The 21,345-nt window shown below is 41.8% G+C and carries 16 protein-coding genes; 9 read left to right on the plus strand and 7 right to left on the minus strand.

Going from position 1 to position 21,345, the window contains the following annotated elements:
* The first annotated feature begins 439 nt into the window (after window positions 1-439).
* From glnE to AAEY79_RS10415, 5 genes are all read left to right on the plus strand, one after another.
* Window positions 440-3,289, plus strand: a complete 2,850-nt coding sequence (gene glnE / locus AAEY79_RS10395) for a bifunctional [glutamate--ammonia ligase]-adenylyl-L-tyrosine phosphorylase/[glutamate--ammonia-ligase] adenylyltransferase (protein WP_352288262.1) — start codon at window positions 440-442, stop codon at window positions 3,287-3,289.
* A gap of 403 nt (window positions 3,290-3,692) precedes the next feature.
* Window positions 3,693-4,622, plus strand: a complete 930-nt coding sequence (locus AAEY79_RS10400) for a branched-chain amino acid transaminase (protein ID WP_201566728.1) — start codon at window positions 3,693-3,695, stop codon at window positions 4,620-4,622.
* Between the two features lie 115 nt (window positions 4,623-4,737).
* Complete coding sequence (locus AAEY79_RS10405; RefSeq protein WP_101211959.1) at window positions 4,738-5,574, plus strand: glycosyl transferase; 837 nt, start codon at window positions 4,738-4,740, stop codon at window positions 5,572-5,574.
* A 101-nt stretch (window positions 5,575-5,675) separates the two neighbouring features.
* Window positions 5,676-6,542: a glycosyltransferase gene (locus AAEY79_RS10410; protein WP_101211958.1), complete on the plus strand. Its 867-nt coding sequence runs from the start codon at window positions 5,676-5,678 to the stop codon at window positions 6,540-6,542.
* A 60-nt stretch (window positions 6,543-6,602) separates the two neighbouring features.
* On the plus strand, window positions 6,603-7,685 hold the full coding sequence (locus AAEY79_RS10415; protein ID WP_201566726.1) for a glycosyltransferase: 1,083 nt from the start codon (window positions 6,603-6,605) through the stop codon (window positions 7,683-7,685).
* 16 nt (window positions 7,686-7,701) lie between these two features.
* Here AAEY79_RS10415 and AAEY79_RS10420 read toward each other — a convergent pair whose 3' ends face one another.
* The 4 genes from AAEY79_RS10420 to AAEY79_RS10435 form a co-directional block, all read right to left on the minus strand.
* Window positions 7,702-8,469: a hypothetical protein gene (locus AAEY79_RS10420; protein WP_201566724.1), complete on the minus strand. Its 768-nt coding sequence runs from the start codon at window positions 8,467-8,469 to the stop codon at window positions 7,702-7,704.
* Between the two features lie 86 nt (window positions 8,470-8,555).
* The gene (locus tag AAEY79_RS10425; protein WP_201566721.1) at window positions 8,556-9,569 is read right to left on the minus strand and encodes an NAD-dependent epimerase; all 1,014 of its coding nucleotides are present in this window, start codon (window positions 9,567-9,569) and stop codon (window positions 8,556-8,558) included.
* Entirely contained in the window at window positions 9,569-10,735 is a 1,167-nt protein-coding gene (locus AAEY79_RS10430; RefSeq protein ID WP_101211954.1) for a nucleotide sugar dehydrogenase, read from the minus strand. The genes AAEY79_RS10425 and AAEY79_RS10430 overlap by 1 nt, the downstream gene beginning before the upstream one ends.
* Before the next feature lie 38 nt (window positions 10,736-10,773).
* Window positions 10,774-11,784 carry a Stealth CR1 domain-containing protein gene (locus AAEY79_RS10435; protein WP_407074192.1) on the minus strand — a complete coding sequence of 337 codons (1,011 nt, stop codon included), beginning with the start codon at window positions 11,782-11,784 and terminating at the stop codon, window positions 10,774-10,776.
* 225 nt (window positions 11,785-12,009) lie between these two features.
* On the opposite strand from AAEY79_RS10435, the gene AAEY79_RS10440 reads away from it, so the two are divergent.
* A complete protein-coding gene (locus AAEY79_RS10440; protein WP_352288269.1) occupies window positions 12,010-12,711 on the plus strand; it encodes a glycosyltransferase in 702 nt (233 codons plus the stop codon).
* Window positions 12,712-13,031: 320 nt separating this feature from the next.
* Here AAEY79_RS10440 and AAEY79_RS10445 read toward each other — a convergent pair whose 3' ends face one another.
* The 3 genes from AAEY79_RS10445 to aspS form a co-directional block, all read right to left on the minus strand.
* Window positions 13,032-13,748, minus strand: a complete 717-nt coding sequence (locus AAEY79_RS10445) for a glycosyltransferase (protein WP_407074194.1) — start codon at window positions 13,746-13,748, stop codon at window positions 13,032-13,034.
* Between the two features lie 210 nt (window positions 13,749-13,958).
* Window positions 13,959-14,933: a lysophospholipid acyltransferase family protein gene (locus tag AAEY79_RS10450; protein ID WP_025652761.1), complete on the minus strand. Its 975-nt coding sequence runs from the start codon at window positions 14,931-14,933 to the stop codon at window positions 13,959-13,961.
* A 79-nt stretch (window positions 14,934-15,012) separates the two neighbouring features.
* Window positions 15,013-16,827 (minus strand): aspartate--tRNA ligase, encoded by a 1,815-nt coding sequence (gene aspS, locus AAEY79_RS10455; protein WP_201577870.1) that lies wholly within the window; start codon window positions 16,825-16,827, stop codon window positions 15,013-15,015.
* 507 nt (window positions 16,828-17,334) lie between these two features.
* On the opposite strand from aspS, the gene sohB reads away from it, so the two are divergent.
* The 3 genes from sohB (at window position 17,335) to AAEY79_RS10470 (ending at window position 21,303) form a co-directional block, all read left to right on the plus strand.
* The gene (gene sohB / locus AAEY79_RS10460; protein WP_025652760.1) at window positions 17,335-18,309 is read left to right on the plus strand and encodes a protease SohB; all 975 of its coding nucleotides are present in this window, start codon (window positions 17,335-17,337) and stop codon (window positions 18,307-18,309) included.
* 258 nt (window positions 18,310-18,567) lie between these two features.
* The gene (locus AAEY79_RS10465; protein WP_350588425.1) at window positions 18,568-19,818 is read left to right on the plus strand and encodes an acyl-CoA dehydrogenase family protein; all 1,251 of its coding nucleotides are present in this window, start codon (window positions 18,568-18,570) and stop codon (window positions 19,816-19,818) included.
* 201 nt (window positions 19,819-20,019) lie between these two features.
* Complete coding sequence (locus AAEY79_RS10470) at window positions 20,020-21,303, plus strand: phosphotransferase family protein (protein WP_101211951.1); 1,284 nt, start codon at window positions 20,020-20,022, stop codon at window positions 21,301-21,303.
* Window positions 21,304-21,345 lie beyond the last annotated feature (42 nt).

A 21,345-nucleotide genomic window follows, 5' to 3' on the forward strand; every position in this document is an offset into this window, starting at 1 on the left:
ATCTGTTGTTCAAGTCGTAAAATGCAAAGCCTACTATAGTAGATTCTCAATAAAATAGGTACATGGTGTCGTAACGCAGAACTGAGACACATTTTTCTTGTTTTCTTGTTTTCTTGTTTGCTGTGTCTGTGCTGGCAGAGGCTGCGAAAAATTTGTCTCAGTTTTGCTGTATGATTTTTGAATTGAACTGACTATATAATGGCAGTTCTTTTTGACACTGTTTTGATGAACATGTGCATCAGTCCTATAGCTTGAGATGTTTATTCTTTATAAGATAGCCTTCATCATCAGATAACCTTCATCGGTAGCACGAGTTTTTAGCGCAACTTTCCAAAATGGTAATATGTTTTTTTAGCATAGCTTTGAGCATAAAATTTTCATGCTATTATAATAAAAATGACACTCGCTATAATTTATATTGCAAGGAACGTTTATTACTATGCCATCAGCTGCAACCAATAATAATGACTATCAACCGACATCGGCGCAAATCCAAGTATTGCAGACGGCGAGTGAGTTTGCTTATCAGATTTGGCAGAGCCGAACCGCCTCCTGTCAGACATTTTTACGCAGTTATCCACTTGATCATACCTTAACACGTCAGCAAATTGATGATCTGATACAAGATTATACCTTGGATGAAAACTACCAACTGGCTAATGAAGCCAAGGTCATGAGTGGCCTACGACACTTACGCATGCTGCTGATGATGCGCTGGATTTGGCAAGATGCCCTCGGTATGATTGCCCTCGAGCAATTGACCGATGAGCTGTCTGAGTTTGCTGATGGTTGTATTTCGTTCGCCAAGGAATATACCTATCAGGAGCTGGTGACCCGCTATGGCAAGCCAACCTTCATCAATGAGCAAGGCAACGTTCAAACTGATGACATGGCGATTATGGCGATGGGTAAGCTTGGTGCTCACGAGCTGAACTTATCGAGTGATATCGATCTTATCTTTGTTCATCAAGCCCGCGGCGCTACCGATGGTGACAAAGCAAAAGGCACTCGCAGCATCGATAACAAGCGTTTTATGACCCGGCTTGGTCAAGGGATTATCAAGCTATTGGATAACAATACCGCTGATGGTTTTGTGTTTCGTGTCGATATGCGCTTGCGGCCGTGGGGTGATGGCAGCGATCTGGCTATTCATCTATCCGCCTTGCAAAAGTATTTTTCCTTGCATGGGCGCGCATGGGAGCGTTTTGCATGGTTAAAGGCGCGTGTAGTGGGACAAATAGAGTCGCCATTTTATGACCGAATACAAGCGCTCATTAGGCCTTTTGTCTTTCGCTATTATGTCGATTACAGTGCTTTTTCAGCGCTCAGAGAAATGAAGTCTTTGATTCAGAACCAAGTGGCGCAGCGTGAAGATTTGGATAATATTAAGCTGGGTGCGGGCGGGATTCGAGATATTGAGTTTATCGTACAAGCTTTCCAATTGATTTATGGCGGTCGGCATCCACAGCTACAGGTTAAGTCGTGTTTACAAGCCATGCAGGCGTTATATGAGCTCAAATATTTAGAGCTGTCAACTTATGAGCAGCTGCAAGCGGCCTATCGCTTTTTGCGTCGACTTGAGCATGGCATTCAGGCCATCAATGATCAGCAGACCCAGCGCTTACCCCATGACCACTATTGGCAGCACAATCTCGCCATTACCCTTGGGTTTGAAGATTGGCAGGCATTGCTGAACACACTGAACAGTCATCGAAACAATGTAAATATACCATTTGAGCGCATGGTGACCGAACGTCAGGTTCCCGCTAAAGAAGATACCGAGCTCGAACCAGTTCATTTTGAAGAACAAATTGCCAGTTTGGATCAAGTATTGACAGAAGAGAACCGCGCGCAGTTGCAAGAGTTTTGGCAATCAAAGATGGTCGCCAACTTGAGTGATGAAGCCAGAGAGCGCCTGGATGATGCGTATCCTGTGATTGTCCATGCGTTACTGGCGCATCAAGAACAGCAGCAGCTGGCCAATACCGCTCTGCCACGCTTGATTGCCTTACTAGAAGCGATTTGCCGCCGTTCTATTTATTTGGTCATGATTGCCGAAAACCCCAATGCAACCATTGAGCTGATACCAATGCTATCAGCTAGCCCTTGGATTGCAAAAGAGCTGGCGCATTACCCAGTACTGCTAGATACTTTCTTACAACAGCGCTACCGTCACTTGCCAGACAAGCTAGAGCTGCATGATATCTTGCGCCAGCAGCTACTGCGTGTAGAGCCTAACGACGAAGAAGAGCTGCTTAGCGTATTGCGACTGTTCAAAAAAAATCAGGTACTGGCTGTTGCTGCCAGTGATGTGTTGGCTGAACGGCCAATTATGAAAGTGTCTGATTCACTCACTTATATCGCGGCAGTGGTATTAGAGGCAGCACTTGAGCGCGCCTTTGCAGAGATTGTCAAACGCTATGGCTATCCTATCGGTCAAGATGGTGATCCGGTCACTGAAGCCGATTGCGGTTTTGCGATTATCGGTTATGGCAAACTTGGCGGTCTTGAATTATCGTATTCTTCTGATTTGGATTTGGTGTTTTTACATAAGATAAAAGAGCAGGGAATGACCACGGGTGAAAAATCAGTGAGTGGCATGAAGTTCGCTGCTCGTCTGGTGCAAAAACTGATGAATTATCTCAATACGCAAACTCGTGATGGACGCGTTTATGATATTGATATGCGCCTGCGCCCATCTGGTAATGCCGGTATGATGGTGGTTTCTTGTCATGCGTTTGAGACCTACCAGCTCGAAAAAGCTTGGGCATGGGAGCATCAGGCCTTGGTGAGAGCACGGGCAATATGTGGGGACAAACGAGTGACAGCACTTTTTTGTGATATTCGCCGAGATGTGTTGGCACTACCGCGTACGATTGAGCAAGTTCGAATCGATGTCACCAGTATGCGCATAAAAATGCAAAAACATCTGGGCACCAGTCAATGGCAGCAACAAGCGGGTAAATTTCATCTAAAACAAGATGCGGGCGGCATTGTAGATATTGAGTTTTTGGCACAGTTTGCGGTATTGGCCTATTCACACGATCACCCAAGTTTGACGAAGTGGAGCGACAATGTGCGTATTTTTGAAGAAGTCGCGGCACTCGGTATTTGGGAGGAGCAAGTATGTCAGGATTTGACCGATGCTTATCTGCGCATACGCGCCGCCACTCATCAATTGGCTTTGTCCGAGCAGTCATTATTGGTTGATGAATCACTGTGGCAAGAGACGCGGGCATTGGTGCAAGCGCAGTGGCAGCATCTTATGGGTGTAGATTCAACGGAGTAAAAATAGTATTAATGATCTGCAGTACCGTTTGCTTCCATAAGATAATATACTCAAATCCAAAATTCTAATATAAAGAAAAGCCATTTAGGTACAAACTAAAACTTTGCATTTACCAGCATTGCCAGTGATATAATTACTGGCGCATCATAATAACTCTATAGTCAATCCCTTATAAATCGGATACGATGTCAGGCTTGCTCAGTCTACGATTAGTAGTACTTTCACTCGCCTGTCTTGTCTCTAGATTGTCTCAACCGACTAAATCGTAGTTGTTTGCAATAATGAATCTTTATTTTGATAATAAAAATCGATGCTGTGGTGTTATCATATGATGTTGTTAAATACCATTAATTAAAATTTACTCAAAAAAGTTAGACGCCAGCGCTAGCATAAGGACTATAAAATGAATATGGCAACACAAGATGGTAAGCTTTGGATGAATGGCACAATGATTGAACAGCCAGATGCCAAAATTCATGTATTGACTCACAGCTTACATTATGGCATCGCCGTTTTTGAAGGCGTGCGTGCCTATCAAACCGATGATAAGCGTACCGCCATTTTCCGTTTGAAAGATCATACGGAACGCTTGCTTGGCTCTGCCTTTATTTTTCAAATGGAGGTACCTTTTGATGCGGCTACCCTTGAGCAAGCCCATAAAGATGTGGTTAAGCAGAACAACCTAGAAGAAGCTTATATCCGCCCGCTGATATGGATTGGCGCTGAAAAGCTGGGCTTAGCTGCTCATGATAATAGTATCAATGCGATGGTTGCTGCGTGGCATTGGGGTGCTTATTTGGGCGAAGACGGTATCCAAAACGGTATCCGAGTAAAAACGTCTTCTTATTCTCATCATTTGCCTAACGTCACTATGTGCAAGGCTAAAGCATCGAGCAACTATCCAGTGTCTATCATGGCGAACCGGGAAGTTACGCGTAATGGCTATGACGAAGCGATCATGATGGATTCACAAGGCTATGTCTGTCAGGGTTCAGGCGAGAATTTATTCTTAGTCAAGAACGGCGAGCTCCATACGCCAGACTTAGCGGGCGGGGCATTGGACGGTATCACTCGTCGTACCATTATCCAATTTGCCGAAGATTTAGGTATCAAAGTCACTGAACGTCGTATCACTCGTGATGAGTTTTATTTGGCGGATGAGATATTTATGACCGGTACTGCTGCGGAAGTCACGCCTATTCGTGAATACGATGACCGCACTATTGGTAATGGTGGTCGTGGTGAAATGACTGAAAAACTGCAAACGCTGTATTTTGATGTGGTTCATGGTCGCAATGAGAAATACATGGATTGGTTAAGCTTTATTGATTAAAATAAAAGTTTATTAAAAAATATTTAAATCCATCCAAGAAGCTGAGCATAAACGTTCAGCTTTTTTATGCTAATATATTTGTCATATTTATCCATACAATTAAAGTGAGCAGTTTATGCCAATAGACTCTAGTACAGCAGATAATGAAAATATCAAACAAATTATCTGTATTAAATGGGGTACGAAATACGGAGCTGATTATGCCAATAAACTTTATGGCATGGTATCACGTAATATTACCCCGCCGTTCCGTTTTGTGTGTTTTACCGATGATACGACAGACGTGCGTTCAGAGATTGAATGCCAGAAACTACCTCCGCTAGATGTGACCATGCCAACCAATACTTTGGGTAAATGGCCAAAGTCACGTTTGTGGGGTGAAAAGCTAGGGGATCTAACGGGTACCGTACTATTTGTAGATTTAGATGTCATTATTGTAGATAGCCTTGATCCTTTCTTTGAATATGGCAAGCCCGATGATATTGTTTTGTCTTATAATCCTAGCAATCCTTTAGAGCGTTTGGGACAGACTTCCTGTTTTAGATTTCAAGTTGGTTCGCTGATCTCTTTACAAGAAAAATTTAAAGCGGATCCACAAGGTATCGCTGATGAATATCGTTTTGAGCAACGCTTCGTCACTCGTAATGCGCCGGGCGGGGTAAAGCTATTTCCAAAAGCGTGGGTTGCGCACTTTAGACGTAAGTGTCGTCAGCCATTCCCGCTTAACTACTTTAAAGAGCCAAAGATTCCTAAGGGTGCTCGCATCGTAATATTCCCTGGTGATCTATATCCTACGCATGCTATTGAAGGTAAGTACAATAAAAACGCGGCTAACAATGCTAAGGATCACTTAAAAAGAATCACTGAGCCCAAAAATCTAAAAAGACCACTGCGCCATTTGCGTCATTTTATTTTACCAGTAGGGTGGATAGAAAAATACTGGCGAGAGTAAGTGGAAATTAGAAAAAATAAATAGCAGCCAGACATTCTTTAGCTTAGAGATTAATTTAACCATACTACATTTATAATGTTTACCAGTTAGCAGGTGAAGATATGAAAGAGAATGAAACTATCAGAGTCTTTGTGGGGTGTGATCCTAATAACTGTGATTTAGAGCAGATGATGGTACTAGATTACAGTATTCATAAACATACTAGTGTACCAGTTGAAATAGTGTGGATGCAGTTATCGCGTGATCCTAATAGCTATTGGTATTCTAATCCTGAGACTGGCGAAGGATGGAATACTACTAAATGGGATACCCCGTTTTCAGGGTTTCGTTGGGCGATTCCAGAATATTGTGATTATTCTGGATATGCTATCTATATGGATACAGATGTTGTAATTTTAGATGATTTGTTAAAATTATGGAATCATCCAATTGATGGGAAATCTATAGTAGCGGCTAAGAAAGTTTCTAAAAAAACTCGCATGTGTACCTGTGTATGGGATTGTAGTCGTGCTAAAAGTATTCTCCCTTCAGTTGAGAAGATTATGGAGGATGCTGATAGTCATAAAAAAATAATGGAGATGATAAAAAAGAACCCACGACTTTTAGAACCCTTCAATGACAGCTATAATTGTATTGATGGAGAAAGTTTACCGATAGAAGCTATTAAAGTTTTACACTATTCTGATATGGGCACGCAGTTTAGTCATAAGTATTCATTGAAAAGGATTGAAGAAGAAGGTTCAAAGCATTGGTTCGATGGAGAAGTTTTACCACATCCTAGACAAGATTTAGTTGAGTTATTTGATAGTTATTACAGTGAGGCTTTGGCTAACGGTTATCAATTAGAAAACTATCGTGTAGACCCTTTTGGAGATTTTCCAAAAAAATCCCAGCAGCGTTATACTGGTAATAATGTTACTCGTCCAAAGCTTAAAAAGTCGTTATTTTCAAAGATGTTTAAGCGTTAGTTTATTATTTTACTAACAAATAATAATACAAGTATTTGATTTATTTATAGGTTGTCAGTTATGAAGAAATCCACCAAAATAGTGGTATTAGCTATCAATTGCCTACAAGGTGGTGGTGCAGAGCGAGTCGTACTCACTCTAGGGAAAGGTTTTTATGAGTTGGGTTATGAAGTGCATATTTTAAGGTTTAAACCATTAGTTCAATATGAACTTGATGTAAATCTTAACTATCATGTACTTAAGTTTAAGCCTTATAAACTTGTTCCAGGTAAAGAACGTCGAGACGAGATATTTGCACGTAGAGTAGATAAGTACATTACAAAAAAAATTGGACAACCAGATTTGATATTATCCAATCTTGATCGTTCGGACAGTATTTTTAGTTATAGCAAATTAGAAAATATTGTTTACGTTATACACAATACCGTATCGCTGTTATATAAACTCAAGAAAGAAGAAGATATTAACAAGAAAAAAGAAGAGCTATTGAGAATTTATTCTAAACATCCTTGCGTATGTGTGAGTGATGGTGTGGAAAGAGATTTCATTCAGACCTTTGGTAATATCACACCGACAACAGCAATTCATAACCCTATTGATAGAGACGTTATTCAAAGACAGGCTAATGCCTTTATTCCTGAATATCAAAATTATATTGTTCATGTGGGTAGTTTTAAAGATGCAAAACGTCATGATCTATTGATCCAAGCATATGCGCGAACCGATCAATCTATGCTTTTATTACTGTTAGGTCAAGGCAAGCACAAAAGTGAAGTGGAAAGATTAGTTGCAGAGTTTAAACTTGAAGATAGGGTGATATTTTTAGGATTTCGTGAGAACCCTTTTCCTTATATCAAACATGCTCAGTTCAAAGTATTGACTTCTGACTGGGAAGGCTGTCCTTTAGTAATACCTGAAGCATTGGCTATAGGCACGCCTGTTATAAGTACTGATTGCCCATCGGGTCCAAGCGAGCTACTTCCAAGTAATAATTTAATGCCAATGAGAGATATAGAAGCTATGGCAGATAAAATGAATCAAGCAATGAAAAGCCCTCAGCAGTTCCGCTCGCCCTTCGATGAAGATATGCTTCCTATAAAGATAGCGGAGAAGTATAATACATTCGCAGAAAGTCTAAAATGAATATTAGTGTATATATCTAATCCAACCACCATTTAGACCATTCATCTGTATGTAGCTGTCTTAAGATTGAGAAAGCACTATCATTATTTTGGAGTTTTTCAAATACAGATAGCAATATAGTTGTTGCCAGTTCATCCGCTTTGTAAAATTTACGATAACGCTTGCGCATATTTCTTAAGCTATCGTCAGTGCCGATTCGGAAGTAAGTAAGACCATCATAAAGAGGTAAGTCGCCCTTATAAAGCATATCACTTTTATCATTAAGCACTGGCCTAGGATCTGTATCAATAGGAAGCTGTAAAAAGTTCTTGGTTTCGTACGTTCTTAAAGTGTTAATTAAGGTAATGACATTCATCAAAATCGTTGCTCTAGTGATATCTGTGGAATGATCAATAAAGGTATCACAGGCAGAAACGATCCAGCGTATAGATAAATGCTCTAATAAGTACTCACTTTCAGCGGCCCATAATCGCTCAAATTCAGCAAAGGTTTTATCTCTTTTATACTTACGACGTAATAATATGACCAAGGTATTGTGATAAAAATAAAGTTCTGAATGACCCACCATCTGATGCTTCAAATTGTTTAAATGACTTTCTAAATCTTTACTTTTACGCTCGTCGGTAAGCGCTCCTAAGTCACACATTGACTCATCTATTAATGTGGCTTTCATTTCTGCAAAGCTTTTATTATGGTAATTTTTGAGAATTTTACCAGCATTGAGTCTTTTTTCACTCCTAAACATCAAAGTCAGCTTTCGCTGCCATGCTGATTCTGTAGCCATGCCATAAACTCCATCGAGTGAATATAATGAAATAAGTTTCGAAGATTTTAGCTCTGGAAACTCAGTTCTCTTTATGTCAGTTTGTTTTAAACGCTGTAATAAGCTCTATACCAATTTACAAACTTTTCAATCCCCTCTTCAATATTGGTCTTAGGTCTAAAACCAATATCTTCTACTAGCTCATCAATATCAGCATAAGTAATAGGTACATCGCCTGCTTGCATCGGCAATAAGTTTTCTTTAGCTTTCTTACCGCAAGCGCTTTCAATAGCAGTAATAAATCGGCGTAGGGTGATAGGCTGGTTATTACCAATATTGTATAGCTTATAAGGAGCAGTTGCCGTCGTGATAGAAGAAGTCTGAGAAGAGGGCAGTTTTTCCATTATGCGCATGATACCTTGGATAATATCATCAATATAAGTAAAGTCTCGCTGCATAATACCGTTATTGAAGACATCGATAGGCTCACCTGCCAGTATCTTTTTGGTAAAGGAAAAATACGCCATATCAGGGCGACCGTAAGAGCCGTAAACGGTAAAAAAGCGCAGACCTGTAGTAGGAATGTTGTATAAATGGCTGTAGCTATGCGCCATAAGCTCATTGGACTTTTTGGTAGCTGCATATAAGCTAATAGGGAAATCAACACAGTCTTCAGTGCTAAAGGGCTGCTTGATGTTCATACCGTATACAGAGCTGGAGCTGGCATATACTAAATGCTTTACCTTAGTATGCCTGCACCCTTCAAGAACGTTTAAAAAACCCACCATGTTTGAGTCCATATAGGCGTTGGGGTTTTCAATAGAGTAACGTACGCCAGCCTGAGCACCAAGATTAATGACAACATCAAACTTATATTTAGAGAACAAAGCGGACATTGCCTCACGGTCCGCAAGGTCTAATTTAATAAATTTAAAGGCTTTTGCTGTTGGAAGCTCACTTAGTATTCGCAAACGCTCTTGTTTCAATTCAACTTCGTAATAATCGTTGAGATTATCAATGCCAACAACAAAGGAGTCTTTATCTAAAAATTTATCATTCAATAACGCTTTGATTAAATGAAAGCCAATAAATCCTGCAGCACCTGTGATTAACACTTTCATCAATCGCTCCCAAATAAATCGCGAGTGAAAACCTTGTTCGCTACATCTTCTATATCAGCAGAAAGTCTATTGGCTACGATAACATCACTGATTGATTTGAACTCTTCCAAGTCCTTTATCACTTTTGAGTTAAAAAACTCTTCTTCTTCCAGTACTGGCTCATATACCACGACTTCTATGCCTTTAGCTTTGATGCGCTTCATGATGCCTTGAATAGCAGAGGCTCTAAAGTTATCCGAACCACTCTTCATAACCAAGCGATGCACACCGACAATTTTAGGCTTTCTCTCGATAATTTTATCTGCGATAAAGTCTTTACGAGTCCTATTAGAGTCGACGACCGCTCTAATCAAATTGCTCGGCACCTCGTCGTAATTGGCCAACAGCTGCTTAGTATCTTTGGGAAGGCAGTAGCCACCGTAACCAAACGAGGGATTGTTGTAATGAGTGCCGATACGAGGGTCTAAGCCAACGCCCTCGATGATTTGCTTGGTGGACAGCCCAAACGTCTGCGCATAAGTATCCAGCTCATTAAAGTAAGCCACACGCATAGCTAGATAAGTGTTTGAGAACAGCTTGATTGCTTCGGCTTCTGTCGGCTCAGTAAACAGCAGTGGTACGTCCTTTTTTATCGCCCCTTGTAATAGTAAGTTTGCAAACTGTTCTGCGCGCTCCGATTGCTCCCCGACGATAATTCTAGAAGGATAAAGGTTATCATGTAGCGCTTGGCCTTCTCTTAAGAACTCAGGGGAGAAGATGATATTATCGGTGTTATAGCGCTCTCTTACACTCATAGTATAACCAACTGGCACCGTTGACTTAATAACGATTAACGCCTGTGTATTGACTGATAATACCTCTTCAATCACCGCTTCTACGGTTGAGGTATTAAAATAATTGGTCTTAGGGTCATAATCAGTTGGTGTGGCTATAATGATAAAGTCCGCATTTTCATAGGCTTTTTTAGCATTTAAAGTAGCGGTAAAATCAATGGGCTTGTTTAATAAAAAATCTTCAATATCCTTATCTTCAATGGGGGACTGCTTAGCATTGAGCATATCAATTTTTTCAGCAACCACATCGACCGCGATCACTTCATTATGCTGCGCTAGTAGCATCGCGTTTGATAAGCCTACGTAGCCTGTACCTATTACTGATATTTTCATAATGCATCCAAATAATTGCTAAGCTAGGTTTAAAAGCGTTAGCGTTTAGGTTTGTTTGTATCTGTTAGCACCGAAGAAGGTAAGTAAGCTGAGAATTTATCTCTCATGGCCTGACTGACCTTCATATAAGATTCTGCCTCAAGTAAATCTAAGCTTTGAATACAGCCGTACTTGATAGCATTATCCTCTAACGCGGCTATAAAACCCTTAACACCATCATTATTCTTTAGATAATTAATAGGGATATCAGGCTGCAAATGCACTTCATTTTTTTGAATTTTTAAATGATTCATCAGGGTTATAGGGTTGACTTGAGCTACGTCTCTGAATTTATATTTAATTTGGCTTTCTAAAAATCGTGGATGGCTAAGCAGATAGTTTTGTATTACCTTTTTATCAACGATATGTGGATAATGGTGAATTTCAAAGAACTCATCCATATTCAATATTTTGGCACTTAACATCTGTGCTACGGTGTGGCTTGGTTGTACTGGTGTTGCCAAGAATTTAAATCGAGATTTTCGGAAATTGAGTTTGGCATTCAGAACTGTACTTTTACGCCAATGACCATGAATCACAAGCTTTTCTTTATCCAAAAAATCCTCTATAGCGACGGGCTGATTAAAAAAGAAATCGTCGTTCATATAAATAAAATAATCGGATAAGCCTTCAATATTACTTATCATAGTTTCAATTGAGCGAGTATTGAAAGTAGGCAAAAATTCTTCATAGCCTAAAAATATATCTTTATGATCAATAATACGTATTTTATCCATGGCACAGATATTTTGTTTGGCAAACTCATCTATAAACGTAGGCTGCTGTTGATCGCTAACAATATAAATATGACGACAAAAAGGAGCGTACTTTAGAATAGAAGCAATATTATAATATATTTCATCATCACTAGCGAAACGGGTGGCAGTTATCGCATCTGAGGCCACTGATTTGTCGGACTTGTATTGGTTCCTCTTTGCTTTTAGGATCGGGTCAGCACCATCTACCCAAGCTATAACGATATCCAATTGTTTTTCGTCAGGCAGTTTCATAACTTATCCTATTATTTAATTGGCTTATTGCTAGCATTTCAATCCTTACTATCCCAGGTTTAGATTGATCTAATTATTATTTTTAGCGCCATTATTATCAACGCAATTGATTATTAAAGCGAGGTTATAAAAGGAGATGAGACTAGCATATAAAGCCAGAAGGCTGCAATAAGTAACGTTAAGTCCTTTACTGATATATCCAATAACCAGATCAAGACTCTTACGATGAAACCCATTATTTTACTGATATTAAAAGCACTAGAAGGGCGCGGTGCTGAGCGCATGGTCACGACCTTGGCACGGGCCTATGCCGATTTAAATTACGACGTCCATGTACTTTGTCTCGAATATACCCGAGATATGCCATTAGATTCATGCGTGCATGTTCATGTGGTGCCGTACGATCAAGTGTTTGCTGAGCAAGTATTTGCACCCGATTCCGAGCAAGCAAATGCCTATAGAGCGGTGGCGCAACGGATAGATGAGTATGTACTCGGCAATATAGGCGTACCTGATCTTATTCTAGCCAATATCTACAAAATCAACTGCATAATGGCGTATAGCCAATTAACAAATATCATCAATGTATTGCATACGGCAGTGTCCAGACAGTTTCAAGAGAAGCTAGTAAGCGATCTGCAAACAACCATTACCCACCTAAAAATGGTGTATGGTGCCCATTCGTGTAGCTGTGTTAGCGATGGTGCACGACAGGATTTGTTAGCATTGATAGGCAATGTGAATAAGACGACGACCATTTATAATCCTTGCGCTATCGATGATATAAAAAAAGCAGCTAAGCAGCCATTGGCTCTTAGCCAGTTCGGTATTACGTATAAAAAATATATGATTCACGTGGCCTCATTCGATAGTATGAAAGGTCATCATGAGTTATTGCATGCTTACGCCAAAACAGCACGCCGCTGATCTTTAGGTTTGAGGATTTTGACTATACTATCGTTGAGGCACAAGCGCTAGGCGTACCGGTAATCAGTATGGATTGTCCGTTTGGTCCAAGAGAGTTGTTGCCGGTGCACAACTTAGTCTCCCTAAGCGATTCGAGGGCTTAGCAGCACTGATGAATCAAGTAATGGCTCATCCGCACAGTTATCTTCAACGACACGAGGTAAGCCGGGCGTTAGTGCCATATGATTTTTCCAGATTTTTAACGAAGCCTCTTTTATTCGTTCAAATGTTGAGTAAACCATCGGCATCGCAAGAACTCGAATAAAGGATTGTTGACAGGGTCACTGCCAATAAGGTATCAGCCAAGGACTTGGCTTTACGTGGCGATACCATTTACCGCCGCCGCCTTTAATGGCATCTGGCGGGTTAATCTCACCATGAAAGACAACAATTTTTGCACCATCAGGCAGCGTAGGCGTACGTACCAAATTAAGAGGAATGGGCGCAATACATTGGTACTTGAAGCTGACGCACCACGTCTTATCCCAATATTCTAAGTGGTGATGCTCACGTAAGTAATTGGATAAATAAGCTTGCTCATGACGAACTTGAGTACGAATAGTCTCAAAGTTACGTTCAAAGTTTGTCAGCAAATCAGGGTAGGTGTTCATCCCAATATTAAAGCGATAAACCGAGCTATTACCAATCATCCGCCATGGCTTTTTCCAGTCACGAATGATGACGACGCTATCATCGTATTTGGCTTTATAAGTAAAAAAGCTATCAATATTATCAACGATAACGATATCGATGTCTAAGAATAAGGCGACACCTTTAAGGCCATATAGTTCTGGCTTAAAAGTGGTGAGTTTCTTCCAACCACGCTCCGGTCCTGCTGGTAAATCCATCTCAGGGATAGGATGACAAATGACCGCAGGGTCGATGCCCGTGCTGTCATCGGTTAAGCAAATCATCTGAAAATCTAAGGTCAAATGGCGATTGACCATATTGTATAGACGGTTGACGTATTCAGGACCGTACTTATCACCCCATTTCATACAAATAATATATCGCTGTCCCGCTCGCGAAGTATCTTTTTTGGTTCTATTTTTTGATAAGTTTTCGGCTACGTCAGTTACCATGGTGTACTCGTATTGATATGAATAAAAAAATATTACATTCAAAATTAGGAGGCATGAAAGTATGAGTCAATGTTAGCACAGCTGTCATTGGCGATATGTTTAAACGTTTAAAAATTTGTATGGTTATTACTGCTGATCATCGTTAGGAAGTTTTTTATGATCATCTTTACTATTAGAAGGCAATGAAGAATGAGACTGGTTGGTACGAATAAAATTTGCCAATACTGTGTCATCAGCGCGATAAGGATTGCCCAAAATAGGGATATGCTTAAAACGTCGATAGCCCCACATATAATGACTGAATTTGTCTTCTATCATATATTGCATTGCTTGATTGAGGGCGTAGGCAGCGACAGACGCATCACGGTTGTAAAGGGCAGGATCATCAAGTCGGTAACAATAAATATCGAAACCCCGTCCGTCGTCACGGCGAATACAAGATAAGCCGACCAGCGCACACTTGGTCTTGCTAGCGAGTTTGGAGGCGAGCGTACTGGTTAAGGTCTCAATACCAAAAAAAGGCACGACAACGCCCCCTGAGGGATCGGGGACATGGTCGGGTAGTATAATACTAAAGCCCCCTTGTTTGAGGGTCTTAAAGATGGCTTTGACACCGCTACCATCAGTGGGTACTAGCGTGGCGTTAAGGCGTGCTCGACCTTGTAGTATGAAGTCGTCGGTCAAATTGCCCTTGGCTGGCTTGTACATGATGGTCGGTGAGCCAAATTGATTAAGCCACGCGTTCATCATCTCCCAGGTACCGAGATGTGGAACGATAGCTAGCATACCATTGGTACTAGCCAGTCCTTCTAACAAAATGTCTTTGTTATGCACATCACGAATCTGAGCGATACTCCACTCAGGTGGCATCGCCCAGCTTTTGATAGACTCGATACTGGTCATAGACTGATGATAAATAATGTCTTTGACTAAAGCCTGTCTTTGATTATCTGGTAGTGCATGATGAATCAGCGCCAGATTAATATTGACAGTACGCATAATACTCAGACTGGGTATTTTTACGATTACCCAAGCAACAAAACGTGCCAGTATCTGTAACACAGACAGTGGCACGAATTTGAAAACATCATACGGATTCATGACCATTCACATGATAATGAATCACATAGCAAATCAGTTAAAACACATCTGAGCATCATGAGACCATTTATTTAGCAGGTTATTTGGCATCAGCCTGTGCTTTTTCGCGCACACGAATACCAAGATCACGTAGCTGCTTGCTATCAACTTCAGCAGGTGCTTGAGTTAGTGGACACTCAGCAGTTTTGGTTTTTGGGAAAGCGATGACATCACGAATAGAGTCCGCGCCTACCATCAGCATAATCAAACGATCTAAACCAAAGGCCAAGCCACCATGCGGAGGCGCACCGAATTTTAGCGCATCAAGTAAGAAGCCAAACTTGTCTTCAGCTTCTTGCTCACCGATACCTAAAGCTTCAAGTACAGCTTGTTGCATATCAAAAGTATTGATACGTAAGCTACCACCACCAACTTCAGTGCCATTCAGTACCATATCATAAGCGATAGAAAGGGCAGCTTCAGGATTGGTTTTTAGCTCTTCAACAGAACCTTTTGGCTTCGTGAATGGATGATGCATCGACGTCCAGCGACCATCATCAGTCTCTTCAAACATTGGGAAGTCAGTCACCCAAAGTGGTGCCCACTGACAAGTGGTCATCTCAAGGTCTAGACCGATTTTTTGGCGTAGGGCACCGATTGCATCATTTACGACACTGGCTTTATCTGCACCAAAGAAGATAATATCATTGCTTTCTGCACCAGTACGCTCAATTAAGCTTACCAACACATCGTCGGGCATGTTTTTAATGATAGGAGACTGCAAGCCAGACTCTTTATCGACACCGTTATTGATATTAGCTGCGTCATTGACTTTGATATAAGCCAAACCACGTGCACCATAAATACCGACAAACTTGGTATAAGCATCGATTTGCTTACGGCTGAGTGATGCGCCACCAGGAATACGTAGAGCAGCAACACGACCTTTAGGATCGTTCGCAGGACCGGCAAATACTTTGAAATCAACGTCTTTCATTAAATCGGCAACGTCGACCAATTTTAATGGAATACGTAAGTCAGGCTTGTCTGAGGCATAGTCACGCATCGCTTCAGCGTAAGTCATACGTGGGAAATCTTTAAACTCCACATCCATCATGGTTTTGAATAAATGCTTAATCAAACCTTCGTTAATGTTCATGATTTCTTCTTCGTTTAAGAAAGAAGTCTCAATATCCACCTGAGTAAATTCAGGCTGACGATCGGCACGTAAGTCTTCGTCACGGAAGCATTTAGCGATTTGATAATAACGGTCAAATCCTGACACCATTAACAATTGCTTAAATAGCTGTGGCGACTGCGGCAAGGCAAAGAAGTTACCAGGACGTGTACGAGAAGGCACCAAATAATCACGCGCACCTTCTGGCGTTGCACGAGTCAAGATAGGGGTTTCAACGTCTAAGAAACCATGGTCATCTAAATAGCGACGAATCGTTGAAGTGGCTTTGGCACGGAACACCATGCGCTCTTGCATTTGCGGACGGCGCATATCAAGGTAGCGGTATTTCAAGCGCAAGTCTTCTGATACCGTAGTTTTCTCATCATTCAATGGGAACGGTGGGGTTTCAGATTTTGCCAATACTTCGATTTCTTTCGCCAGTAGCTCAATCTGACCACTGGTCATATTATTGTTTTCAGTACCTTCATAACGGCGACGTACGCGACCGGTAATTTTTAGCACATATTCAGGACGTACCGCATCAGCAGTAGCAAAGGCTTCTGGGGTATCAGGATCCACGACTACTTGCAAGATACCAGCGCGGTCACGCATGTCTAAAAAAATTACGCCACCGTGATCGCGACGACGATGTACCCAACCTACGATACTAATGGTTTGCTCAATGAAGCTTTCGGTTACGGCTCCGCAATATTCGTCTCGGTATTCGCTATGCGTCATAGTGCTTTGCGTCATAATAAGGTTATCCAGTTGTCAGCCCAATTCGAAATACAATAATGCAGCCATTGTTGCGCGATTCAAGCGATGCGCAAAAAAAAGCACAAACAACGCGATTAAGACAAATGGTCATCACGTTGGCTGCAGAAAATATGATATAAACGCATATTATGCCTAAACTGCCTTTGTTATACAACCAGCTAAGTTATACAACTAGCCCAGTCCAATCAAAACACACGAGCGCGTCGGTCTCGAGAGTCGGCATCAAACGTATTTATTCAGTAACATCTGTATTGGGTTAAATATTGTCATTTTGCTTGAAAATATTGCGAAGCGTGCGCATATCAACCGCACGCTAATAAAAACAGCTATAGTCATTCCACTATAAAAGTATTACAGCGTTGACCTCGCTTGAAGTATCACCTATACATCACCACTCGGTTGCCTTGTACTACTTTTAAATTGAATCGACTATATATAGATATATCTACTGACTTGAGGATTTGTATTATGCTATTTCATCCCCCCAAAAACCCTGTTGAGCTAAAAGTACTACATCTGAACGAAAGCCAAAAGCAACGCCGTGAAGATCTTATGGAGGCCACTCAAGGCAAAGCTGCTCTCAAGCAATTCAAAAAAGCCATGGCTAAAAAAGCCAAGCAAGCGCTAAAAGCCAAAAGTAAGAAAAAAAACGTGGCTGATAAACATCAGGTCTTTGTCCTCGATTTTGATGGTGATATCAAAGCCACGGCGGTCAAGCATCTTCGTGAAGAAATCAGTACGCTCATCAGTACTGCCAATAAAGGCGATGAAGTCGTGGTGCGCCTAGAATCAGGTGGCGGTTTGGTTCATGGTTATGGATTGGCAGCGGCACAGTTGGCGCGTCTAAAAGATGCCGGTCTAAAACTAACGGTCTGTGTCGATAAAGTCGCGGCGAGTGGCGGTTATATGATGGCATGTGTCGCGGATAATATCGTCGCCGCACCATTTGCCATTATCGGCTCGATTGGTGTGGTGTCACAATTGCCCAACTTCCATAAATGGCTCAAAAACCATGACGTCGATTATGAGATGTTTACCGCTGGTGATTACAAGCGTACGGTGACGGTATTTGGAGAAAACGATGCCGAAGATCGCGCTAAGTACCAAGAAGAGCTAGAGCAGACGCATGAGTTGTTTAAGCATTTCGTCAATCGTTATCGTTCAATGCTAGACTTAGATAAAGTCGCCACGGGTGAGCATTGGTATGGTGAGGACGCTGTGCATCTGAACTTGGTTGATAAACTGCAAACCTCAGACAGCTACCTTTTAGAGTTGATGGAAAACAATGAAGTGTATGCGCTGCATTCTCGTCAAAAACCAACCTTTGCTGAAAAACTAGGATTGGCTCAAGCGGCAGAAGCGACACTCAGCATAGCCATCGATAAGCTGCCAGACGCCTTAGCACGTTTTGATTTTAACAGTCGTCTGAATATTCTTAAATAGCTTTAGATATCATCAGGGTATTCAACAGCTGATATTGTAGTCGCTATGTTCTGAATCGTGCATTGTTTGCATTTTGTAAAAGGCGTGTCCTAGCTGGTCGCGCCTTTTTGCTGTTTAATCGTAATTGCTGTGTTATAAATGGTGCATACAAAGCAGAGTATACGTACGTACACTATAAAGTTTTATTCAGTTTTTAATTAATGCTTGATTAAAATAATCAACACAGAAAAGGAAGTCATTATGTCTAACAATACATTGATGTTTACGGCGACAGAACATGGTCAAGCCATGCATGCCAAAGTTAAGGAGTTTATCGAAACCCAAATTGAGCCAATCGAGGCGCAGTTTTGGGCAGATTGTCATGAGCAAAATCCAGATGGTAATTGGAAAAACTGGCAATGGCCAGAGAAGTACGAGAGCCTACGTAAACAAGCGCGCGAAGCAGGCTTATGGAATTTGTTTTTGCCGGACGATATTCTAGGTGCAGGGCTTTCAGTGACCGATTATGCACCGATTGCCGAGTTGACTGGTCGCAGTTTGCTCGCGCCTTATGTATTCAACTGCAATGCCCCTGATAGCGGCAATATGGAATTGCTATGGCGCTATGGTTCTAAGGAGCAGCAAGACAAATGGATGACCCCAATTTTAGAGGGTAAAACGCGTTCGGTCTTTTGTATGACTGAGCCTGATGTTGCCTCAAGTGATGCCACCAATATGCAAGCGACTGCTGTTGTCGATGGTGATGAGATTGTTATCAATGGTAGTAAATGGTGGTCATCGGGTCTGGGTGATCCGGCTGTCGATGTGCTGATTGTGATGGCTTACACTCCTGATGATAGTAAAGGCCGTCATCAACAGCACTCTATGGTACTAGTGCCAGCAAAAACTGAAGGCGTTAATATCGAGCGTATGCTCAAAGTATTTGGTGATTATGATGCGCCGCACGGTCATGGTGAAGTCAGCTTTAATAATGTCCGCGTGCCCGTCAGCCACTTTATTGGTGGACCGGGTATGGGCTTTGAAATTGCGCAGGGTCGTCTAGGGCCAGGTCGCATTCATCATTGCATGCGTTGTATTGGTGCGGCCGAAAAGTCGCTAGAGTTGGCAGTCAATCGCGGTATGCAGCGCAGCGCTTTTGGTAAGCCATTATTACAATTGGGTGGCAACTTCGAGCGTATCGCTGAAGCGCGTATCAAGATTGATCAAGCACGCTTGCTGACACTATACGCGGCGCAGAAAATGGACGCCCAAGGTACCAAAGCAGCACTCACAGAAATCTCTGCTATTAAAGTCGTTGCACCGACTGTGTTACAAGAAGTGGTCGATATGGCGATTCAGATTCATGGTGGTATGGGCGTTTGTCAAGATACCATGTTGCCAAGCTTCTTTGCTCAAGCGCGAGCATTGCGTTTGGCCGATGGCCCTGATGAAGTACATAAAACCATGATTGCTAAGTTAGAGCTAAAACGTCAAGGTTTTAGCCGTCCGTCTAAATCTGCAAAAGCATAGTTATAGTTTCTGTTGTTAGGGCGTGTGTTTATCGGCTTCAATGACGGTTCGCTGAATAGCCATGCATTTAATAGCAATATATTGAACATCCATGTGCTTAACGTAAGAATTAATTAAAAATTCACTATCAAATATCGATAGTGAATTTTTATTACCAACATATTTTATAAATAAAAATGACAACAAGATAAGGAATATCTCATGGCAACTGATAATCATGCCAACAATACTGACAATGACCATCAAACACTTAATAAAGTCTTGGATAAAGGTGGCGAAGTGCGCGAAGGCGAAGAGCTTGACGCACAAGCAGTCAGCGCTTGGCTACGCGAGCAAGGCGTCGATATAAAAGGCGAGCCAACGGTTACTCAGTTTTCTGGCGGTGCCTCAAACTGGACTTATCGTCTACAATACGGCAGTGATGGTGATGGCCAAGATTTAATTCTACGTCGTCCGCCAAAAGGCACCAAGGCCAAGTCAGCGCATGATATGGTGCGCGAATATACCGTGCAAAAAGCCTTAAAAGACGCCTATCCTTATGTGCCAAAGATGGTGGCGTTATGTACCGATGAAGCTGTGATCGGTGCCGATTTTTATGTCATGGAGCGCATGGAAGGCATCATTCCTCGTGCCAATTTGCCAAAAGGCATCGATTTAGATCCTGAGCAAACGCGTGCATTGTGTACCAATGTCATCGATGCGTTGGTCGAATTGCATCAAGTAGATTATAAAGAGCATCCAGATTTGGTCACGCTAGGTCGCGGTGACGGCTATTGTGAGCGCCAAGTTAGCGGCTGGGATAAACGCTACGTCAAAGCAAAAACGCCCAACGTACCAAGCTTTGCACTAGTACGGCAGTGGCTTGGTAAGCATACGCCTGCTGATAGCAAAACCTGCATCATCCATAATGACTGGCGTTTTGATAATGTCATTTTGGCAGCTGATGATCCGACCAAAGTCATTGGTGTGCTTGATTGGGAGATGGCGACCCTTGGTGATCCTTTAATGGATTTGGGTAGTGCCTTGGCGTATTGGATTGAAGAAGATGACAATATCGTCATGCAACAGTCACGCCGTCAGCCCACCCATTTAAAGGGCATGATGACGCGTGACGAAGTCGTTGCCTATTACTTGAAGCAGACAGGGTTAGCGGTAGACAACTGGACCTTTTATGAAGTGTTTGGCTTGTTTCGCTTAGCGGGTATCGTTCAGCAAATTTACTATCGTTACTACCATAAGCAAACAAGTAATCCCGCCTTTAAGAATTTTTGGCTTATCGTCCACGTTCTACACGCCAAATGTCTTAAGCTGATTGCTCAGTATGAAGGTGAGGCACTGTTTAACACTCATGTACAGCCACACCTAAAAGAGATGGGGGTCGACGCTACGACGATTGAGCAGCTACCGAGCCCTGTACAAAAAGTGGTCAAAGGTATTTTGCCAAAAGGCTATTTTGCCAAGAGTACTGATGCTTCTGACGAATAATTGTCTTAAAAGCAGCCGTTTAGTGAATGTAATAACAAGGGA

Origin of the sequence: Psychrobacter sp. GW64-MNA-CIBAN-0177 (genome assembly GCF_040309585.1) — a bacterium.
In the GTDB taxonomy this organism is placed as follows: Bacteria; Pseudomonadota; Gammaproteobacteria; order Pseudomonadales; family Moraxellaceae; genus Psychrobacter; species Psychrobacter okhotskensis.